The following is a 20,530-nucleotide window of genomic DNA, read 5'->3' on the forward strand; positions in this document are numbered from 1 at the left end:
GCCCTTCTCCGCTACGGCCGCCCGCGCGGCCTTCCTGATGTGACCGCCCTCTCACCGGCCATTCTTAACGCAAGCTTGACGCCTCCCGAGCCCTGATCCACAGGCCCGGGCATCACGCTCTGTTTACGCTTGTGCCGCCGTCCGTGTGATGGCCGAGAACAGCTGAGCCGCACATCAGGAGCACGCCGATGGCCACGACCGAGCGCCCTCCCAGTACCAGCCGCCTGCGCGCCTGGATGCTGGAGGGACTGTCCGACATGGGCAAGGGCGGTGGCCACACGGGACCGCACGCCGAGCCGGAGCCGCCGCACCAGGGACAGCGCTGGTGGCGGGTGATGTGCCTGACCGGTGTCGACTACTTCTCCACCCTCGGCTACCAGCCGGGCATCGCGGCCCTGGCGGCCGGTCTGCTCTCCCCGGTGGCGACCATCGTGCTCGTCGTCGTGACCCTGGCCGGTGCCCTGCCGGTGTACCGCCGGGTGGCCGAGGAGAGCCCGCACGGCGAGGGCTCCATCGCGATGCTGGAGCGCCTGCTGTCCTTCTGGCAGGGCAAGCTCTTCGTGCTCACCCTGCTGGGCTTCGCGGCGACCGACTTCCTGATCACCATCACGCTCTCCGCCGCCGACGCCTCCACCCACCTGGTGGAGAACCCGCATCTGACGGACGCCCTGGCCGGCAAGCAGATGCTGATCACGCTGTTCCTCGTGGCGCTGCTCGGCGCGGTCTTCCTCAAGGGCTTCCTGGAGGCCATCGGGGTCGCGGTCGCCCTGGTGGGCGTGTACCTCGTCCTCAACCTCGTCGTCGTGTTCACCGGCCTGTGGCACGTGGCCACCGCCGGCCACGTGATCACCGACTGGAGCAGCGCGCTGACCACGCAGCACGGGAACGTCTTCGTGATGATCGGCGTGGCGCTCATCGTCTTCCCGAAGCTCGCCCTGGGCCTGTCCGGCTTCGAGACCGGCGTCGCCGTCATGCCGCACGTCAAGGGCGACCCGGGCGACACCGAGGAGCGGCCGAGGGGCCGTATCCGCGACACGAAGAAGCTGCTGACCACCGCCGCGCTGATCATGAGCTGCTTCCTGATCGCCACCAGCTTCATCACCACGCTGCTGATCCCGGAGAAGGAGTTCAAACCCGGCGGCCAGGCCAACGGCCGCGCGCTCGCCTACCTCGCGCACGAGTACCTGGGCAACGCCTTCGGCACGGTCTACGACGTCTCGACCATCGCCATCCTGTGGTTCGCCGGCGCCTCCGCCATGGCGGGCCTGCTCAACCTGATGCCGCGCTACCTGCCCCGCTACGGCATGGCCCCGCACTGGGCCCGCGCCGTACGCCCCATGGTCATCGTCTTCACCCTGATCGCGTTCCTGGTGACCTGGATCTTCGACGCCAACGTGGACGCCCAGGGCGGCGCCTACGCCACCGGCGTCCTGGTGCTGATCAGCTCGGCCGCGATCGCGGTGACCATCGCCGCGCGCAAGGCGGGGCAGCGCGGCTGGACCGTCGTCTTCGCGGTGATCTCGGCGGTGTTCCTCTACACCACCGTCGTGAACGTCATCGAGCGCCCGGACGGTGTGAAGATCGGTGCCTGTTTCATCGCGGGCATCATGCTGGTCTCGCTGCTGTCCCGGCTGGCCCGCGCCTTCGAGCTGCGGGTGACCAGTGTGTCGCTCGACCCGATGGCGGAACGATTCGTCCGGGACCTGGCCAGCCGTAGGATGCGGTTCATCGCCAACGAGCCGGACCGGCGCGACAACGCCGAGTACCGCGACAAGATCGAGCAGATCCGGGCCGACAACGACCTGCCCGAGCAGGAGGACTTCGTCTTCCTGGAGGTCACGGTCACCGACCCGTCCGAGTTCGAGGCGAGCCTGACCGCGCGCGGCGAGGTGCTGCACGGCCGCTACCGGGTGCTGACGCTGGAGTCGGCCTCCATCCCGAACGCCCTCGCCGCACTGCTGCTGCACGTGCGGGACCTCACGGGCTGCACCCCGCACATCTACTTCGAGTGGACCGAGGGCAACCCGTTCGCCAACTTCCTGCGCTTCTTCCTCTTCGGCCAGGGCGAGGTCGCCCCGGTCACCCGTGAGGTGCTCCGCGAGGCGGAACCGGACCGGGCCCGCCGGCCCCGCGTCCACACGGGCTGACGGCGGCCCGGGACGCGCGTCACGTCGTACCGGCGGTGGGTCCCGCCTGCACGGTCCGAGCCGCGTGGCCCTATCGTGACCGGCATGCAGTCCTACACGATCGGCCAGGCCGCCCGGCTGCTCGGTGTCAGCCCGGACACCGCCCGCCGCTGGGCCGACGCCGGCCGGGTGACCACCCACCGTGACGAGTCCGGGCGGCGGCTCATCGACGGCAGGGACCTCGCCGCGTTCTCCGTCGAACTGGCCAAGAGCGGCGCCACCGAGGAGGACGCCTCGCACACCTCCGTCCGCAACGCCTTCCCCGGCATCGTCACCGCGATCAAGCTCGGCGACGTCGCCGCCCAGGTGGAGGTCCAGGCCGGCCCGCACCGGCTGGTCTCCCTGCTCACCCGGGAGGCCGTGGAGGAGCTGGGCCTGGAGGTCGGCATGGAGGCCACCGCCCGCGTGAAGTCCACCAACGTGCACATCGACCGGGCCTGACCCGGATCCATCTCCCGCAGGGCCTACGCCTCCCCAGAGGCCCGTAGTAACGCACATGCGAGGCCCACATCACAACTGTGTGGCTCATGCGATGCGACAGCAGACCTACACCTCGCAGATGCGGCATTATCGTCGCCGCGGGCCGTCACCGGCCGTGCAGGGCGCGACACCTGTTCGACAGAACCGAGGAGTAGATCCGTGATGACCCGTTCCGTGCACCGGACCCGGCGGATGTGGCAGCTGGCCGGTGCGGGAGTCGCCGCCCTGACGGCCCTCAGCGCCTGCTCCTCCTCGTCGGACTCCCCCGACTCCTCCGGCAGCCCGGCCGGCTCGGGCGCGCCGGCCGACGCGAAGGTGTCCGGCACGGTCACCGTGTTCGCGGCGGCCTCCCTGCAGGAGAGCTTCACGGCCCTGGGCAAGAAGTTCGAGCAGGACCACCCGGGCACCAAGGTCAGCTTCAACTTCGGCGGCAGCGACAGCCTCGCCGCGAGCATCACCGGTGGTGCCCCGGCGGACGTGTTCGCCGCTGCCAGTCCCAAGACCATGGCCATCGTCACGGACAAGGAGGACGCGGCCGGCGCCCCGGCCACCTTCGTCCGCAACCAGCTGGAGATCGCCACCGTGCCGGGCAACCCGCACAAGGTGTCCTCCCTGAAGGACCTGACCAAGTCCGGTCTCAAGGTCGTCCTGTGCGACAGGACCGTGCCGTGCGGCGCCGCCGCCCAGAAGGCCCTGGACGCCAGCAAGCTGAAGCTCACCCCGGTCTCCTACGAGCAGGACGTCAAGGGCGCCCTGACCAAGGTGGAGCTGAAGGAGGCCGACGCCGCCGTCGTCTACAAGACCGACGTGCACGCCGCGGGTGGCAAGGTGGAGGGCGTGGAGTTCCCCGAGTCCGCCGACGCGATCAACGACTACCCGATCGCCCTGCTGAAGAACGCGCCGAACGCCCAGGCCGCCAAGGCGTTCATCGCCCTCGTCCGGTCCGCCCAGGGACAGCGGGTGCTGAGCGAGGCCGGGTTCCTCAAGCCGTGACCCGGCTCGACGAACCCGGCGCCGCGGCCGGCCCCCGCACGGGCCGCCCGCGGCGCCGCCGCGTCGGCACGAGGAGCCGGCCGGGGGCGCCGCTGCCGCTGCTGCTCCCGGGCGCGCTGGCCCTGGCGTTCCTGCTGCTGCCGCTGATCGCGCTGCTGGTCCGCGCGCCCTGGCGCAGCCTGCCGGCCGAGCTGACCAGCACCGGGGTGTGGCAGGCACTCCAGCTGTCCCTGACCAGCGCCACCGCGGCGACGGCCGTCAGCCTCGTCCTGGGCGTGCCGCTCGCCTGGCTACTGGCCCGTACGGAGTTTCCCGGCCGTGGGTTCGTACGGGCCCTGGTGACGCTGCCCCTCGTCCTGCCCCCGGTCGTCGGCGGAGTGGCCCTGCTGCTGGCCCTCGGCCGCAACGGGGTGGTCGGCCGGTGGCTGGACTCCTGGTTCGGGATCACCCTGCCGTTCACCACGGCCGGGGTCGTGATCGCGGAGGCGTTCGTCGCGATGCCGTTCCTGGTCATCAGCGTCGAGGGCACCCTGCGCGCCGCCGACCCGCGCTACGAGGAAGCGGCGACCACCCTCGGCGCCTCCCGCTTCACCGCGTTCCGCCGGGTCACGCTGCCGCTGGTCGCGCCGGGCATCGCGGCCGGTGCGGTGCTGGCCTGGGCCCGGGCGCTCGGCGAGTTCGGCGCGACGATCACGTTCGCGGGCAACTTCCCCGGCCGCACCCAGACCATGCCCCTCGCGGTCTATCTCGCCCTCCAGGACGACCCCGAGGCCGCCATCGCCCTCAGCCTGGTCCTCCTGGCCGTCTCGATCACGGTCCTGGCAGGTCTCAGGGACCGCTGGATGACACCATCATGACGAACGACGCCCAGCCCGCCCCGGCCCAGGACCGGTCCCCCGCCGCGCTCCCGCCCCCCGGGCTGCACGCCCGCCTCGTGGTCGACCGTCCCGGCTTCCGTCTGGACGTGACCCTCACCGCCGCCCCCGGCGACGTCCTGGCCCTGCTCGGCCCCAACGGCGCCGGCAAGACCACCGCCCTGCGCGCCCTCGCCGGCCTCACCCCCCTCACGGACGGCCACCTCCACCTGGACGGCACCCCGCTGGAGCACACGCCCCCCGAGTCACGCCCGGTCGGCGTGGTCTTCCAGGACTACCTGCTCTTCCCCCATCTGTCCGCCCTGGACAACGTCGCGTTCGGCCCCCGCTGCCGGGGCGCGAGCAGGGCCGAGGCCCGCGCCCGCGCCGCCGCCTGGCTGGAGCGCATGGGCCTGACGCAGCACGCGGGCGCCAGGCCGCGCCGGCTCTCCGGCGGCCAGGCCCAGCGCGTCGCGCTCGCCCGCGCGCTCGCCACCCGGCCCCGGCTGCTCCTGCTGGACGAGCCGCTGGCGGCACTGGATGCCCGTACCCGCCTGGAGGTCCGCGCACAACTGCGCCGCCACCTGGCCGAGTTCGAGGCCGTCTCCGTCCTGGTCACCCACGATCCGCTGGACGCCATGGTCCTCGCGGACCGGCTGGTGGTCGTGGAACACGGTCGGCTCGTCCAGGAGGGCACCCCGGCCGAGATCGCCCGCCGCCCGCGCACGGACTACATCGCCCAGCTCGTCGGCCTCAACCTCTACCGCGGACAGGCCGCCGGGCACACCGTACGACTGGACGCCGGGCCCGCGGTCACGACCACGGAGGAGCTGTCCGGCCCGGTATTCGTGGCGTTCCCGCCGTCCGCCGTGTCCCTGTTCGTGGACCGCCCCTCCGGCGCCAGCGCCCGCAACCTGTGGCGCTGCGAGGTCGCCGGGCTGGAGACGCACGGCGACCAGATCCGCGTCGACCTCACCGGTGAGCTGCCGCTCGCGGCGGACCTGACGACGGTGGCCGCCGCCGAGCTGGACCTGCGCCCGGGTGCACCGGTGTGGGCGACGGTCAAGGCGACGCAGACCCACGCGTACCCGGCCTGAGCACATCCGCGCTCTACGGTGGGTGCCCATGACTCTGAGCATCCGCAACCAGCTGCCGGGCACCGTCACCGAGGTACACCTCGGCCAGGTCATGGCCACCGTGAAGATCCGCCTCACCGGCGGTCAGGACCTCACCGCGGCCATCACCCTGGAGTCCGCCCGGGAACTCGCCCTGGCCGAGGGCGCCACGGTCCGCGCCCTGGTGAAGTCCACCGAGGTGTCCCTGGCCACCGCGCCGGTCCAGCACGTCTCCATCCGCAACCAGCTGCCCGGCACCGTCACGCGCGTGTCCTCGGGCGCCGCCATGGCCACCGTGAAGATCGGCATCGAGGGCGGCGAACTGACGTCGGCCATCACCCAGGAGTCCGCCGCCGACCTCGGCCTCACCCCCGGCTCCCCCGTGATCGCCCTGATCAAGTCCACCGAGGTCGCCCTGGCCACGGCCTGACGAGGGCCCGGGGGCCGGCCTGTCATCGGCTTGACGACGGCCTGACACGGTGAAGCCCCCTCCGGACGCGGAGTCCGGACGGGGCCCTTCACCGTTCGCTCAGTCCTCGTAGGCGTCCAGCGGCGGGCAGGAGCACACCAGGTTGCGGTCGCCGAAGGCCTGGTCGATGCGGCGCACCGGCGGCCAGTACTTGTCGGCGGCCGAGACACCGGCCGGGAAGACGGCCTCGTCGCGGCTGTAGGCGTGCGTCCACTCACCGGTGAGCGCGGCGGCGGTGTGCGGGGCGCCCCGCAGCGGGTTGTCCTCTGCGGGCCACTCGCCGGAGCCGACCTTCTCGATCTCCGCGCGGATGGCGATCAGCGCCTCGCAGAAACGGTCCAGCTCGGTGATGTCCTCCGACTCGGTCGGCTCGATCATCAGCGTGCCGGCCACCGGGAAGGACATGGTCGGCGCGTGGAAGCCGTAGTCGATCAGGCGCTTGGCCACGTCGTCCACGCTCACGCCGGTCGCCTTGGTCAGCGGGCGCAGGTCGATGATGCACTCGTGCGCGACCAGGTTGCCGGGGCCGGTGTAGAGGACCGGGTAGTGCGGCTCCAGGCGCTTGGCGATGTAGTTGGCGGAGAGCACGGCCACCTGGGTGGCCCGCTTGAGGCCCTCGCCGCCCATGAGGCGGACGTACGCCCACGAGATCGGCAGGATGCCCGCGCTGCCCCACGGGGCCGCCGAGATGGGGCCGACGCCCGTCTCCGGGCCGGCCTCCGGCTGGAGCGGGTGGTTGGGCAGGTACGGCGCCAGGTGCGAGCGGACCGCGACCGGGCCCACGCCCGGACCGCCGCCGCCGTGCGGGATGCAGAACGTCTTGTGCAGGTTCAGGTGGGAGACGTCACCACCGAAGTGGCCGGGCTTGGCGAGGCCGACCAGGGCGTTGAGGTTGGCGCCGTCGACGTACACCTGACCGCCGGCCTCGTGCACCTGGGCGCAGATGTCGGCGACGTGCTCCTCGAACACGCCGTGCGTCGACGGGTAGGTGATCATCAGCACCGACAGCTCGTCGCGGTACTGCTCGATCTTCGCCCTCAGGTCCTCGACGTCGATCTCGCCGTCCTCGGCGGTCTTCACGACGACGACCTTCATGCCGGCCATCACGGCGCTGGCCGCGTTGGTGCCGTGCGCGGAGGACGGGATGAGGCAGACGGTGCGCTGCTCGTCGCCGTTGGCCCGGTGGTAGCCGCGTACGGCGAGCAGGCCGGCCAGCTCGCCCTGCGAACCGGCGTTGGGCTGGAGCGAGACCTTGTCGTAGCCGGTGACCTCGGCGAGACGCTCTTCCAGCTCGCGGATGAGCGTGAGGTAGCCCTGCGCCTGCTCGGCGGGCGCGAACGGGTGCAGCTGCCCGAACTCGGGCCAGGTGACCGGCTCCATCTCCGTGGTCGCGTTGAGCTTCATGGTGCAGGAGCCCAGCGGGATCATGCCGCGGTCGAGCGCGTAGTCACGGTCGGCCAGCTTGCGCAGGTAGCGCAGCATGGCCGTTTCGGAGCGGTGCTGGTGGAAGACCGGGTGGGTCAGGTAGGCGTCGGTGCGCAGCAGCGCCTCGGGCAGGGTGTCCTCGGCGCTCGCGTCCAGCGCCTCGATGTTCCCCTCGACACCGAAGGCGGCGAAGACGGCCGCCAGCTGGGCCCGGCCGGTGGTCTCGTCGCAGGCGGCCGAGACGTGGTCGGCGTCGACCAGCCGCAGGTTGACCCCGTTGGCCCGCGCGGCGGCGACGACCTCGGCGGCCCTGCCGGGCACACGCGCGGTGACGGTGTCGAAGTAGGCGCCGTGGACGATCTCCACGCCGCCGGCCTTCAGCCCCTCGGCGAGGATCGTGGCGTACCGGTGGGTGCGCCGGGCGATGGTCCTGAGCCCGTCCGGGCCGTGGTAGACGGCGTACATGCCGGCCATCACGGCGAGCAGCACCTGCGCGGTGCAGATGTTGCTGGTGGCCTTCTCGCGGCGGATGTGCTGCTCACGGGTCTGCAGGGCGAGCCGGTAGGCCCTGTTCCCGTCGGCGTCCACGGAGACACCCACCAGCCGCCCGGGCAGGCTGCGGGCGAACTTCTCGTGTACGGCCATGTAGCCGGCGTGGGGTCCGCCGAAGCCCATCGGCACACCGAAGCGCTGGGTGGTGCCGACGGCGATGTCCGCGCCGAGCTCACCCGGCGAGGTGAGCAGGGTGAGCGCCAGCAGGTCGGCGGCGACGGTGACGAGGGCACCCAGCTCGTGGGCCTGGTCGATGACCGGCTTGATGTCGCGTACGGCACCGGAGGCGCCCGGGTACTGGATCAGCACGCCGTTGATCTCGCGCTCGGCGATCTCCGCCGGGATGCCGTCGCCGAGGTCGGCGACGACCACCTCGACGCCGGTCGGCTCGGCACGGGTCTCGATCACGGCGATGGTCTGCGGCAGCGTGTCCGCGTCGACCAGGAACAGGCCCTTCTTGTTCCTGCCCATCCGCCGGGACAGCGCCATGGCCTCGGCCGCGGCCGTGCCCTCGTCCAGCAGGGAGGCGCCGGAGGTGGGCAGACCGGCGAGGTCGGCGACCATGGTCTGGAAGTTCAGCAGGGCCTCGAGTCGCCCCTGGGAGATCTCCGGCTGGTACGGCGTGTAGGCCGTGTACCAGGCCGGGTTCTCCATGACGTTGCGCAGGATGACGGGCGGGGTGAACGTGCCGTAGTAGCCGAGCCCGATCATGGAGCCCAGCACCTGGTTGCGGTCGGCGAGCGAACGCAGCTCGGCGAGCACCTCGGCCTCCGTGCGGGCGCCCGGCAGGTCCAGGGCATCGGCGTTCTTGATCACATCCGGGACCGCGGCGGCGGTCAGCTCGTCGAGCGAGCCGTATCCGACCTGCGCGAGCATCTTGGCCCGCGCCTCCTGGTCGGGCCCGATGTGGCGCTGCTCGAACGGGATGCCGGCTTCGAGCTCGGAGAGCGGAGTGCGATGGACGGTCATTGCGGAGGCCTCCTGGTCTGACGCGACCTTCGAGGGGCACCCCGGTACGGATACCCCGACGGCCTCCCCCTCTGTCATCTCAACCTGAGAGCTTCACCGGCGACCCGCGGGCGCCGGCTTTCACCGTCGGTGAGGGCGGGAGCCGTCGACACCCGCCCTGCTTTCCAGAGTGACCTCGTCCGTGCGGTACGTGGGCCTGAGAGATTCCGGGGAGGATTTGCTCCTTCGGCGCCTCCGAGGTGGTCGGAGGACTCTCCCGCACGGGGTCAGCAGCCGCTGTCAGCCTACCAGCGAGGTCAACGCCGGGGCCTTCGAGTGGCCGCCTCGGTGAATGTGCTCTTTTGTAGTGCTTACGGATGAGTTGCGACCACGTGGAGGGAGAGGGACCGTGCAGACCGACATCGATCCGCGCAACCTGATCGGCCGCAAGGCGTTCGACCGCAATGGCACCAAGATCGGCACCATCGACGAGGTGTACCTGGACGACGCCACCGGCGTACCCGAGTGGGCCGCCATACGAACCGGCCTCTTCTCCCGGGACGCGTTCGTCCCCCTGGAGCCCAGCGAACTCGTCGACGGCTCCCTCCACGTCCCCTTCGACCGCGCCCTGATCAAGGACGCCCCCGACTTCGGCGTGGGCCGCCACCTCTCCCCCGCCCAGGAACTCCAGCTCTACCACCACTACGGCCTCGACGCAGGCCCACCCCCCACGGTCCCGGACCACACCTTCGGCAAACTGGCCGGCCCGGAGAACCCCTGACCCCACCCCGCCCCACGCCTCCCTCTCGACCGGCCCTCCACTCGCCGCCCGGCCTGTACGCCTGGCCTGTACGCCTGGCCCGCGGCGATTCGCCCTACCCCGCGTCCTGCCCCACCCCCTGGACCCGGCCCGCATCCACGGCCCGCTCCCCCTCCGAGTGACCGCCCAGGCGCTCCTCCGAGCCCAGACCCGTGTGCGAACCCCCGGTCCCGCCCAAGGGCTCCTCGGACCGGCTCTCCTGCGGGGCCGGGGGGCGGGGCGGAGCCTGGGGAGGGGGGCGGGTCGGGACCAGCGGCAGCGGCTCGGACTCCTCCAGCGCGGGGTCCGCGACGAAGAACGTCCGCACACGCCCCGGCAGGGACAGCGGCGTCTCGAACCGCACCGTCACCCGGCCCAGCCCACTGCCCTGCACCCACCCCGGCCCGTACTCCGCGTGCCGCACGTCCTGTCCGGCGCGCCAGTGCCGTTCCACCGGCTCGGGCCGCTCCACGACGCCCTCGGCCGCGGGCTCCTCCGGCACCTCCGCCACCTCCCGCGAGGGCATCGCCTGCGCGAACAGGTCCTCCTGCGTGTAGTCGGCGAGCCCGGACACCCCCACCCCGAGCAGCCGCACCCCACCCGTGGTGTCCACGGAGTCCAGCAGCCGCGCGGCCGCCTCCCGGATGACCGCGGGATCGTCCGTCGGCCCCCGGAGCGTCTCGGAGCGGGTCAGCGTGGAGAAGTCGTACCGTCGTACCTTCAGCACGATGGTCCGCCCCGACAGCCCCGCCTCGCGCAGCCGCCGCACGCACCGGTCGGCCAGCCGCTGCACCTCCAGGCCGACCCGCAGCCGGTCGTGGATGTCCACGTCGTAGGTGTCCTCCACCGACACCGACTTCGTCTCCCGCTCGGCCACCACGGGCCGCTCGTCCCGGGCCTGGGCCATCGCGTACAGCGCGTGCCCGTGCGCCTTGCCGAGCAGCCGGACCAGCTCGTCCTCACCGGCCTCGGCCAGCTCCTGCACCGTACTGATCCCGGCCCGGCGCAGATGATCCCCGGTGGCGGGCCCCACCCCCGGCAGGGTCCGCACCGACAGCGGCCCCAGCATCGCCCGCTCGGTGCCCGGCTCTATCAGCACCAGACCGTCCGGCTTGGCCTGCTCGGACGCGATCTTCGCCAGCATTTTCGAGGCGGCGAGTCCCACCGAACCGGTGAGCCCGGTGACCGCCCGGATGTCCTTGCGCAGCGTCTCCCCGGCCCGCCGCGCCGACTCCTCGTCCCAGGCCGCTCCCCCGGCCTCCAGGTCCACGAACGCCTCGTCCAGGCTCAGCGGCTCCACCAGCGGTGACAGCTCCCGCAGCAGCGCCATCACCTGCTCGCTGACCGCTCGGTACAGACCGAAGCGCGGCACCAGATAGGCGGCGTTGGGCGCCAGCCGGCGCGCCTGGGCCATGGGCATCGCCGAGTGGACCCCGAACACACGTGCCTCGTACGACGCGGTGGCCACCACCCCACGCGGTCCGAGCCCGCCCACGACGACCGCCTTCCCGCGCAGGCTCGGCTTGGAAGCCTGCTCCACCGAGGCGAAGAAGGCATCCATGTCGAGATGCAGGATCGTGGGCGCGTTTCTCACATCTCCGATGCTGCACCATGCCACTGACAATGCGGTGGTGCCGGAGCGCCCCGGTGAGGTTCCGGCGGTCAGACCGCCCGGTTGCGGCGCCGCGCCAGCTCGTCCCCGGGGTTGTGCCCGAGGAGCGTCTCGCCGGTGTCGATGCGCTCACCGTGCAGCTGGGAGAGGGCGCTTTCCACGTCACGCCACACCACGCCGACGGCGATCCCGAAGATGCCCTGACCGCCCTGGAGCAGGGCGTGGACCTCGTCCGGCGAGGTGCACTCGTACACCGTGGCACCGTCGCTCATCAGGGTCATCCGCTCCAGGTCACGGAAACCGCGTTCCCTGAGGTGCTGGACGGCCGTACGGATGTTCTGCAGCGACACCCCGGTGTCCAGGAACCGCTTTACGATCTTCAGGACGACGACGTCCCGGAAGCTGTACAGCCGCTGGGTGCCCGACCCGTAGGCGGGCCGCACGCTGGGCTCGACCAGACCGGTACGCGCCCAGTAGTCGAGCTGCCGGTAGGTGATACCGGCCGCCGCGCACGCCGTGGGCCCCCGGTAGCCGATCTGCTGCTCGGACGTCATGGCCGCCACCCCTCCACCGTTCGGCACCGCCGTCGGCAGCTGCGGAGCGTGATCCACCACGCTGCCCGGACGGGGGTGTCCCCCATCTGAGCGAAGTCGCGGGCTCGGGGGCGCGTACGGACCGCTCTCCCCGAAACTGCGTCCGGGGGCACCCCCAGCCGTACCGTCGCCGCTGGTTCTCACGCCGACCTCCGTCCTTGACCTGCCTTCTCGACGGTAGGCAGTCACCAGGGGTGCGTCAACGATCGCCACACTCGGCACGCCGAGTGATAATCACCCTAGGAGTGGTTTCCCGTGTCCCACCGCGGGGAAAGGCTAGCCGAATGCGCTCGCGGCGGGCCGTAGGACGCTCTCACTGGCCGCAGGCAAATGCCGGGGCGACCAGCCGCGCGGCGCCTCCGTCCGCCCCGAGAAACAGGACCCGGCAGGTTCGGCGGACCCGCCCCCGCCGCTCACTGGCTGCTGGTGCCGAAGTCCTCGGGCGAGATCTGGTCGAGGAACTCGCGGAACTTCTCCACCTCGTCCTCCTGCTCGTCCGGAATGGCGATACCCGCGTCGTCCAGCACCGTGTCGCTGCCGTAGATCGGCGTTCCGGTGCGCAAGGCCAGCGCTATGGCATCGGAGGGGCGGGCGCTGACCTCGACCCCGCTGGCGAACACCAGCTCCGCGTAGAAGACCCCTTCCCGCAGATCGGTGATGCGCACCTCGGTCAGCTCCTGGCCGACGGCCTCCAGCACGTCCTTGAACAGGTCGTGGGTCAGCGGGCGCGCGGGGGCCATGCCCTGCTGGGCGAAGGCGATCGCCGTCGCCTCCCCCGGCCCGATCCAGATGGGGAGGTAGCGGTCGCCCCCCACTTCGCGCAGGAGCACGATCGGCTGGTTGGAGGGCATTTCGACCCGGACACCTACGACATCGAGCTCGTTCACACAGCAACCCTAGGCCGTGCCCGGGACGTTTGGGTAGTCGGGCCGGGAACAGGTGCCCGATCCGGCCGTCCCGCGGGCCCGCCGGGTCAGGGCAGCCGCACTCCCAGAGCGGTCTGCACCAGCGCCGCGTGCAGCCTCACCGCGAGGGCCGCCAGCTCCTTCGTACGGGCCTCGGCGTGGGCCCTGGTCTGCGGGTTGCGGTGGCGCTTGAGCGGGGCCATCACCTGGTCGACCAGCCCCGCCTCCCGGTCCGCGGCGGCCTTCATCACCCGGAGGTGGCGTGGCTCGATCCCGAACCGGCCCAGCTCGGCGATGAGCGAGGCCACGGTCACGGCCTCGGCGTCGTACGCCCCGTCCTCCAGGGGAGTGAGCAGCCCGTAGGACTCCCACTCGCGCAGTTCGTCCTCGCCGATGTCCGCCGCGGCCAGCAGCTGGGCCCGGCCGATCCTGGTCACCGTGCGCGCTTCCGCCGGCACCGGCACGTCGTCCGGGGTGCGCTGGCGCCCCACCAGGGGCAGCGGGACGGCCTCACCCCGCGCCATGGCGTCCAGATGCTCCCTGATCACCTTGAGCGGCAGGTAGTGGTCCCGCTGCATCCGCAGGACGTGCCCGAGGCGCTCGACGTCCGCGGCGCTGAACTTGCGGTACCCCGACGGGGTCCGCTGCGGTTCGATGAGCCCCTCCGACTCCAGGAAGCGGATCTTGGAGATGGTGACTTCGGGGAACTCGTCGCGCAGCACGTTCAGCACCGTGCCGATGCTCATCAGGCCACTGTCCCTGGCGGCGGTACCGCTTCCGGCACCGCCGCTCGGTGTTTGAAGCATGGACCTTCCCTGGGGGTCCCCCCGGACATCGGTCCGGGGGCGGTCAGATGCCCTGCCGACTCGCGTAGAACACCAGCCGGTACTTGCCGATCTGCACCTCGTCACCGTTGGCCAGAGCGACCTGGTCGATGCGCTCGCGGTTGACGTACGTGCCGTTCAGACTGCCCACGTCGGCCACCGTGAAGGAGCCGTCGAGGGAGCGCCGGAACTCCACGTGCCGCCGGGAGACCGTCACGTCGTCCAGGAAGATGTCGCTCTGCGGATGGCGGCCGGCCGTGGTCAGGTCGCTGTCCAGCAGGAAGCGGCTGCCCGAGTTCGGGCCGCGGCGCACCACCAGCAGCGCCGAGCCCATCGGCAGCGCGTCCACCGCGGCCTGCGCCTCCGGGGAGAGCGTCGGCAGCGGCGACTGGCCGGTCACCTCGGAGTCGTACGCCTCCAGGCCGGAGATCGAGATGGTGGACGTCGTCTCGGAAGCCCGCTCGGGCGCCACCCCGGGACGCAGCGGCGCCCCGCAGTTGGAGCAGAACCGGGCGTTCTCCGCATTCCGGTTACCGCACCTCGTACACACCAGGACCGACATCGACGGATCCTCCTGCCGCGGCTGCCCCGCCGGGGCGTTGGACGCGTACGGTCCGGAGGCAAACCCTCCACCCGTACCTGAGGTTGACGGTTGCCCGAAACCTATGCCGCCGGACTGGGCAGGGTCAACAGACGCCGCGCCCTGACCACCGGAAATGTCACCGCCCGGACCAGCGACCTGGTCCCGGAACAGCGGGCGCTGGCCCTCCGCGTCAGGCTGTGCGCGATGACGAGCGGTCGCGTTGTCGCGGCCCTCTCGCGCGCTCTTGCCGAACAACTTCGCAAACAACTTCACGGGCGATTCCCCTTGACCGAAACAGACCCGCCCGTGGGGCAGGACGAACCCTGATTGCCTACACCGGCCGAGCCGGACATTCTCACAACGTCCGTAACCACCAGACAGTTTCCACCACGCACCACCCCTTCGATGCGCCGACCCCCCGCAACCTCATGCCCCTGCGCGACGCCCCCCATGCACCACCGGTTCACTGGGAGGACGACCGAGCGTAGTCAGGCCGCTTCGCCTGTCGCAAGGCATCCACAACGATCTTGTCCGACCGCTCGACGGTCACCGTGGCCTGCTCCTTCTCCAGAGTCTGCACCACGCCTCCCGGGATGTTCAGCGCGGGCTCGAGGTCCTGCGGCTTGCCGATGACCTTGAAACGATAGGGGGCGTTGATCTTGTTCCCGTCGACGCTGACGGCCCTGCCCGAGTCGGTGACGTAGGTGCCGGCGACCACCCGGACCCCGTTGACCTCGATCGCCTCCGCGCCGGCCGCGCGCAACTCCTGGATCGCGTCGAGCAGCATGTCCGCCTGGACCGTCCCCTTCGTGTCCTCGATCGTCATGGTGATGCCGGGACCCTGCGCCGCCACGGTCCCCGCCAGGATGCCGAGTTGCCGCTCCTTCTCGGCGGTCTGCTTGCGGGCCTCGGCGGCCTGGTCGGAACTGGACTGCAGCTCCTGACGCTGCTTTTCGAGTCCCTGCTTCTCGTCCTCAAGACGCTGCGTACGGGAATCCAGTTCATCGAGGATGCGAACAAGATCTTCCTGACGCGCGCCGCGCAGCGCGCTGTCGGTGTCGCTGTTGGACGCCACCTGGACGGCCAGGCCGAAACCCAGGCCGAACAGCAGCAGCGCGACGATGAGTTGGGCCCGGGTGAAACGCGGCGGCCACAGGCCCTTGACGAGCCGCTGCCTGCCCGTCAGCGACTGGTGGGGCTGCTCCTGGCCCCACCGCCGCTCCCGGCCCTGCGGCTGCCCGGCCTCGGGCGCGGGCACGGACGCGGGCGCCGGCACGTGCGCTGGCGCGGGCACCTCGGCCGGCAGCTCCCTGCGCAGCGGGATCTCCGGCCGGTCGTTGCGGCCGGCCCGGTCGTCACGGTCGCTCTGTTCGTTCTCTGCGTTCTGTTCGCTCATCGGTCTCACGCCCGGAACACGTGCCGCCGGATCGCCGCGGCGTTGGAGAAGATGCGGATGCCCAGGACCACGACGACGCCCGTGGACAGCTGCGCGCCCACGCCCAACTTGTCGCCGAGGAACACGATGAGGGCGGCGACGACCACGTTCGACAGGAACGACACCACGAAGACCTTGTCGTCGAAGATGCCGTCCAGCATGGCCCGCAGGCCGCCGAAGACGGCGTCCAGCGCCGCGACGACGGCGATCGGCAGATACGGCTCGACGACCGCCGGAACCTCGGGCCGGACCAACAGGCCGGCCACGACTCCCACGACGAGGCCCAGTACGGCGATCACGATGTGCCCTTCCCGGTCTTCTCGGACTTCGGCTGTGCTGTACGTACGATCACACTGGGGGCGGCCGGCAAGCGGACGTCACCCTCCGTGGAGATGGTGGCGCGGACGCCGTAGTTCTCCTCCAGAGCATGGAGATACAGGCCGTCGGCGCCGTTCTGGAACCTGGTGCTGAGCCTTGACCCATCCCCCACCGCCAGCACCGTGTACGGGGGTACCAGCGGCCTGTTGTCGACCAGTATCGCGTCACCCGCGGCCCTGATCGCGGACAGGGCGGTCAGCCGCTGCCCGTTGATGGAGATCGCCTCGGCTCCGGAGGCCCACAGGCCGTTGACCACGCGCTGCATGTCGCGGTCCCGCACCCGGCCGGTGTCGGAGAAGCCCGAGGTCTCGCGGGGGTTGCTGCCGTCCCCGCCGCCGGTGGCCTCCTTGGCGTCGTCCACGACGAGCTTGACGCCGGGGCCGTGCACCGCGGTGGCCCCCGACAGCAGGCCCACCAGGTCCGCCTCGGCGCTGCCGCCGCTGGACCTCAGGGCCGCCCGCTGGCGCGCGCTGACGTCGTCGCGCAGGGTGTCCACGGCGCTCTCCAGCTTGTCCGCGTCCGCCGTCTCGGCGTCGATGCGGTCGATCAGCTCCTGGCGCTCCTTGGCCACGACGGGCGCCGTCACCCGCGCCTGCGCCGCTCCCACGGTCACCACCAGCGCTGCCAGGACGAGCCCCGCGGCCAGGCCCAGCTTGGCCCGGAGCGTCTTGGGCAGTCCGCCCTCGCCCTGGGACCTCCTACGGGCTGCTGCCTCGGCGTATCCGTCATCGAGGCTGTGGTCCATGACGTTGGTGATCAACGACATGGAGGCGTCCGGGCGCCCCGGCCGCGTGGGGCTGCTCCGAACGGGGGGTTGCTGCGGCATGCCGCACATCGTCGCATGTCGTGCCGGGTACCTCCGAACGGCCCCACCCAGCGTGCCGGACCGGCCCCGTCGGGGGCACGTGTCCGGCACGCGTGCGTACAGCCGCTTTCCGCCGTTCCCGGCTGTCGGGGCCTACCGGCCGGCGCTGTCCACGACCGCCGCCCACTCGTCCAGCAGGGCCTGCGCGGAGGCGTCGTCGGGCCCCTCGGCCCACAGGTGGGTCACGGCCTCGGCCGGGTCCGGCAGCACCATCACCCAGCGGCCGTCGGTCTCCACGACCCGCACACCGTCGGTCGTGTCGACGGAGCGGTCCCCGGCGGCCTCGACCACCCGCCGCATCACCAGACCCTTGACGGCCCACGGCGTCGCCAGGTCCCGCTTGAGGACGTGCGCCCGCGGGATCCGGGCGTCGATCTGGCTGAGTGTGAGCTGCGTCCGCGCCACCAGCCCGATGAGCCGTACGAAGGCCGCCGTGCCGTCGTAGACGCTGCTGAACTCGGGGACGATGAAGCCGCCCTTGCCGTCACCGCCGAAGATGGTGCCTTCCTCGCCGCCCACGCGCGTGAGGTCGTCGGGCGAGGTGGTGGTCCACTCGACCTGCGTGCCGTGGTAGGCGGCCACCTGCTCGGCGATCCGGGTCGTGGTGACGGGAAGCGCCACGCGCCCGCTGCGCCGCTCGGCGGCCACCAGGTCCAGCATGACCAGCAGCGCCCGGTCGTCCTCGATGATCCGGCCCTTCTCGTCCACGAGCGAGAGCCGCTCGCCGACGGGGTCGAACCGCACACCGAACGCGGCACCCGAGGACGCCACGATCTCACCGAGCCGCACCAGTCCCTTCCGGCGCATCTCCTCGGTCTCCGTCGGCCTGGACTCGTCGAGACCGGGGTTGATGGTCAGCGAGTCCACACCGAGCTTGCCGAGCAGGCTGGGCAGCACGAGCCCGGCGCTGCCGTTGGAGGCGTCCACGACGACCTTGAGACCCGATTCCGCTATCCCGGTCGTGTCGACGTTGCGCAGCAGCGATCCCGTGTACGAGTCGAAGACGCTGGCCGGGAAGTACAGGTCGCCGATCTCGCCGGGGAACGCCCGCCGGTACTCCTGACGCGCGAAGACCCGGTCCAGCTTGCGCTGGCTGCCCTGCGAGAGGTCCGCGCCGTTGCCGTCGAAGAACATGATGTCGACCGAGTCCGGCACACCGGGCGAGGTCCGGATCATGATTCCGCCGGCACTGCCCCGCGCGGTCTGCTGCCGGGCCACGGGCAGGGGTACGTTCTCCAGGTCGCGTACGTCGATGGCGCTGGCCTGGAGCGCGGAGATCACCGCCCGCTTGAGCGCCCGGGCACCCCGGGAGTGGTCGCGAGCCGTGGTGACCGTGGAGCCCTTCTTCAGGGTCGTGGCGTAGGCGCCGGCGAGCCGCACCGCCAGCTCGGGTGTGATCTCCACGTTGAGGATGCCGGAGACACCGCGGGCGCCGAACAGGTGGGCCTGGCCCCGCGACTCCCAGATCACCGAGGTGTTGACGAAGGCACCGGCCTCGATGGTCTTGAACGGGTACACGCGGACGTTGCCCTGGACGATCGATTCCTCACCGATCAGGCACTCGTCACCGATGACCGCGCCGTCCTCGATCCGGGCGGCCCGCATGATGTCGGTGTTCTTGCCGACGACGCAGCCGCGCAGATTGCTGTGCTGTCCGACGTACACGTTGTCGTGCACGACGGCCTTGTGCAGGAAGGCGCCGCTCTTGACGACCACGTTCGATCCGACGACGGTGTGCTCGCGGATCTCCGCGCCGGCCTCGACCTTGGCGTAGTCGCCGATGTACAGCGGTCCGCGCAGTACGGCGTCGGGGTGCACCTCGGCGCCCTCGGCGACCCACACGCCCGGGGAGATCTCGAAGCCGTCGATGTCGACGTTGACCTTGCCCTCGAGGACGTCGGCCTGGGCCTTCACATAGCTCTCGTGGGTGCCGACGTCCTCCCAGTAACCCTCGGCGACATAGCCGTAGATCGGCTTGCCTTCCTTCATCAGCTGCGGGAAGACATCGCCGGACCAGTCGACGGGCACATCGGCCTCGACGTAGTCGAAGACCTCGGGCTCCATGACGTAGATGCCCGTGTTGACCGTGTCGGAGAAGACCTGTCCCCAGGTCGGCTTCTCCAGGAAGCGCTCGACCTTGCCTTCCTCGTCGACGATGGTGATGCCGAACTCCAGCGGGTTGGGCACGCGGGTCAGACAGACCGTGACCAGCGCACCCTTCTCCTTGTGGAAATTGATCAGGTCGGTGAGGTCGAAGTCGGTCAGCGCATCGCCGGAGATGACGAGGAAGGCATCGTCCTTCAACGCCTCCTCGGCGTTCTTGACGCTTCCGGCGGTACCGAGTGGCTTCTCCTCATTGGCATACGTGAGCTCCATGCCCAGCTCTTCGCCGTCGCCGAAATAGTTCTTGACGAGCGAGGCCAGGAACTGCACGGTGACAACGGTCTCGTTGAGCCCGTGCTTTTTGAGCAGCCGTAGCACGTGCTCCATGATCGGGCGGTTGGCCACGGGCAGGAGCGGCTTGGGCATGCTAGAGGTCATGGGGCGCAGGCGTGTGCCTTCGCCCCCGGCCATCACGACGGCCTTCATGTCGGAAGCGTCCTCCTCCAAGAGACGACGGTCTAGCCGACTTCACCCGTCCAGATTGTCCCGCACTTTTCCACCGCGGGCCATCGAGGCGTTACGTCCGGACAATCGCCGAGCTCAATCGGACGTGGCATCCGCGCGAACCAATCGGCGGACTTGTACCACGTAGAGCACTCCTGCCCACCAATAGAGGGTTGTACCCCATCCGGCGAACGCCCATCCGAAAATAGCAGCGAGTGACGCGATCCAACCACTTCCGCCACTGAGGAGGAGGAGCGGGAAGGCGTACATCAAGTTGAACGTGGCGGCCTTCCCGAGGAAGTTCACCTGCGGCGGCGGATACCCGTGCCGGCGGAGGATGCCCACCATCACCAGGAGCACCAGCTCTCGCAGCAGCAGCAGGCCGGTCAGCCAGAACGGCAGGATCTCCCGCCAGGTCAGGCCGAGCAGGGTGGAGAGCACGTAGAGGCGGTCGGCGGCGGGGTCGAGGAGCCGGCCGAGGCTGCTGATCTGGTTCCAGCGCCGGGCGAGCTTGCCGTCGAGGTAGTCGCTGACCCCGCTGAACGCCAGCACCAGGAGGGCCCAGCCATCGCTGTTGGGGCCGCCGAACTCCGGCCTGAGGATCAACCACAGGAAGACGGGTACGCCGACGAGGCGCGCCATGCTGAGGATGTTGGGGATGGTGAGGACCCGGTCTGTCTGGACGCGGGTCTCCTGGACCTCCACCCGGGGGCCTCCTGTGCGAAACGAGCCAACGATGCCCCCTGACCCTACCTCAACGCAAAAAAGCTCCGGCTCTTGGGCAGTGCCCAAGAACCGGAGCTGTAAAAGGAGTTCGGCGGTGTCCTACTCTCCCACAGGGTCCCCCCTGCAGTACCATCGGCGCTGTGAGGCTTAGCTTCCGGGTTCGGAATGTAACCGGGCGTTT

The 20,530-nt window shown here is 70.8% G+C and carries 18 protein-coding genes, 1 rRNA gene and 1 riboswitch; of the genes, 7 read left to right on the forward strand and 12 right to left on the reverse strand.

The annotated features are described in order from the left end of the window. Positions 1-188 precede the first annotated feature (188 nt). The 6 genes from ACZ3ZD_RS30455 to ACZ3ZD_RS30480 all read left to right on the forward strand — a co-directional run bounded on the left by ACZ3ZD_RS30455 (position 189) and on the right by ACZ3ZD_RS30480 (position 6,058). Positions 189-2,147 carry an APC family permease gene (locus tag ACZ3ZD_RS30455; RefSeq protein ID WP_467404221.1) on the forward strand — a complete coding sequence of 653 codons (1,959 nt, stop codon included), beginning with the start codon at positions 189-191 and terminating at the stop codon, positions 2,145-2,147. A gap of 84 nt (positions 2,148-2,231) precedes the next feature. Further along, the gene (locus ACZ3ZD_RS30460) at positions 2,232-2,627 is read left to right on the forward strand and encodes a TOBE domain-containing protein (RefSeq protein WP_467404225.1); all 396 of its coding nucleotides are present in this window, start codon (positions 2,232-2,234) and stop codon (positions 2,625-2,627) included. Between the two features lie 201 nt (positions 2,628-2,828). Further along, complete coding sequence (gene modA, locus ACZ3ZD_RS30465) at positions 2,829-3,659, forward strand: molybdate ABC transporter substrate-binding protein (protein WP_467404228.1); 831 nt, start codon at positions 2,829-2,831, stop codon at positions 3,657-3,659. Further along, positions 3,656-4,516 carry a molybdate ABC transporter permease subunit gene (gene modB / locus ACZ3ZD_RS30470; protein WP_467404230.1) on the forward strand — a complete coding sequence of 287 codons (861 nt, stop codon included), beginning with the start codon at positions 3,656-3,658 and terminating at the stop codon, positions 4,514-4,516. Before modA ends, modB begins: the two co-directional genes overlap by 4 nt. Further along, the gene (locus ACZ3ZD_RS30475) at positions 4,513-5,610 is read left to right on the forward strand and encodes an ABC transporter ATP-binding protein (RefSeq protein WP_467404234.1); all 1,098 of its coding nucleotides are present in this window, start codon (positions 4,513-4,515) and stop codon (positions 5,608-5,610) included. Before modB ends, ACZ3ZD_RS30475 begins: the two co-directional genes overlap by 4 nt. A gap of 28 nt (positions 5,611-5,638) precedes the next feature. Then, a complete protein-coding gene (locus ACZ3ZD_RS30480) occupies positions 5,639-6,058 on the forward strand; it encodes a TOBE domain-containing protein (RefSeq protein WP_467404235.1) in 420 nt (139 codons plus the stop codon). A gap of 99 nt (positions 6,059-6,157) precedes the next feature. Here the strand turns inward: ACZ3ZD_RS30480 and gcvP are convergent, their stop codons facing one another. Continuing rightward, entirely contained in the window at positions 6,158-9,043 is a 2,886-nt protein-coding gene (gene gcvP, locus ACZ3ZD_RS30485; protein ID WP_467404239.1) for an aminomethyl-transferring glycine dehydrogenase, read from the reverse strand. Between the two features lie 174 nt (positions 9,044-9,217). After that, a riboswitch (glycine riboswitch) is annotated at positions 9,218-9,312 on the reverse strand. A 119-nt stretch (positions 9,313-9,431) separates the two neighbouring features. Here gcvP and ACZ3ZD_RS30490 point away from each other — a divergent pair. Next, on the forward strand, positions 9,432-9,803 hold the full coding sequence (locus ACZ3ZD_RS30490) for a PRC-barrel domain-containing protein (protein ID WP_467404241.1): 372 nt from the start codon (positions 9,432-9,434) through the stop codon (positions 9,801-9,803). 94 nt (positions 9,804-9,897) lie between these two features. On the opposite strand, the gene ACZ3ZD_RS30495 is transcribed toward ACZ3ZD_RS30490, so the two are convergent. From ACZ3ZD_RS30495 to rrf, 11 genes are all read right to left on the reverse strand, one after another. Further along, positions 9,898-11,415 (reverse strand): DNA polymerase IV, encoded by a 1,518-nt coding sequence (locus ACZ3ZD_RS30495; RefSeq protein ID WP_467404244.1) that lies wholly within the window; start codon positions 11,413-11,415, stop codon positions 9,898-9,900. A gap of 68 nt (positions 11,416-11,483) precedes the next feature. Beyond that, complete coding sequence (locus ACZ3ZD_RS30500; protein ID WP_467404247.1) at positions 11,484-12,170, reverse strand: MerR family transcriptional regulator; 687 nt, start codon at positions 12,168-12,170, stop codon at positions 11,484-11,486. Positions 12,171-12,439: 269 nt separating this feature from the next. Further along, on the reverse strand, positions 12,440-12,913 hold the full coding sequence (locus ACZ3ZD_RS30505; protein ID WP_026253112.1) for a bifunctional nuclease family protein: 474 nt from the start codon (positions 12,911-12,913) through the stop codon (positions 12,440-12,442). 86 nt (positions 12,914-12,999) lie between these two features. Continuing rightward, positions 13,000-13,737: a transcriptional regulator FtsR gene (ftsR, locus tag ACZ3ZD_RS30510; RefSeq protein WP_467404251.1), complete on the reverse strand. Its 738-nt coding sequence runs from the start codon at positions 13,735-13,737 to the stop codon at positions 13,000-13,002. Between the two features lie 43 nt (positions 13,738-13,780). Continuing rightward, positions 13,781-14,611, reverse strand: a complete 831-nt coding sequence (locus ACZ3ZD_RS30515; protein WP_467404253.1) for an FHA domain-containing protein — start codon at positions 14,609-14,611, stop codon at positions 13,781-13,783. A gap of 190 nt (positions 14,612-14,801) precedes the next feature. Continuing rightward, a complete protein-coding gene (locus tag ACZ3ZD_RS30520) occupies positions 14,802-15,734 on the reverse strand; it encodes a DUF881 domain-containing protein (protein ID WP_467404256.1) in 933 nt (310 codons plus the stop codon). Between the two features lie 5 nt (positions 15,735-15,739). Further along, positions 15,740-16,072 carry a small basic family protein gene (locus ACZ3ZD_RS30525; RefSeq protein WP_003988855.1) on the reverse strand — a complete coding sequence of 111 codons (333 nt, stop codon included), beginning with the start codon at positions 16,070-16,072 and terminating at the stop codon, positions 15,740-15,742. Next, entirely contained in the window at positions 16,069-16,917 is an 849-nt protein-coding gene (locus ACZ3ZD_RS30530) for a DUF881 domain-containing protein (protein WP_467404259.1), read from the reverse strand. The genes ACZ3ZD_RS30525 and ACZ3ZD_RS30530 overlap by 4 nt, the downstream gene beginning before the upstream one ends. Before the next feature lie 192 nt (positions 16,918-17,109). Further along, the gene (locus ACZ3ZD_RS30535; protein WP_467404263.1) at positions 17,110-19,605 is read right to left on the reverse strand and encodes a sugar phosphate nucleotidyltransferase; all 2,496 of its coding nucleotides are present in this window, start codon (positions 19,603-19,605) and stop codon (positions 17,110-17,112) included. Positions 19,606-19,719: 114 nt separating this feature from the next. Next, the gene (locus ACZ3ZD_RS30540; protein WP_467404268.1) at positions 19,720-20,328 is read right to left on the reverse strand and encodes a CDP-alcohol phosphatidyltransferase family protein; all 609 of its coding nucleotides are present in this window, start codon (positions 20,326-20,328) and stop codon (positions 19,720-19,722) included. Positions 20,329-20,435: 107 nt separating this feature from the next. Then, positions 20,436-20,530, reverse strand: a 5S ribosomal RNA gene (gene rrf / locus ACZ3ZD_RS30545); the annotation flags it as partial.

This window comes from Streptomyces sp. NPDC023481 (genome assembly GCF_055560195.1).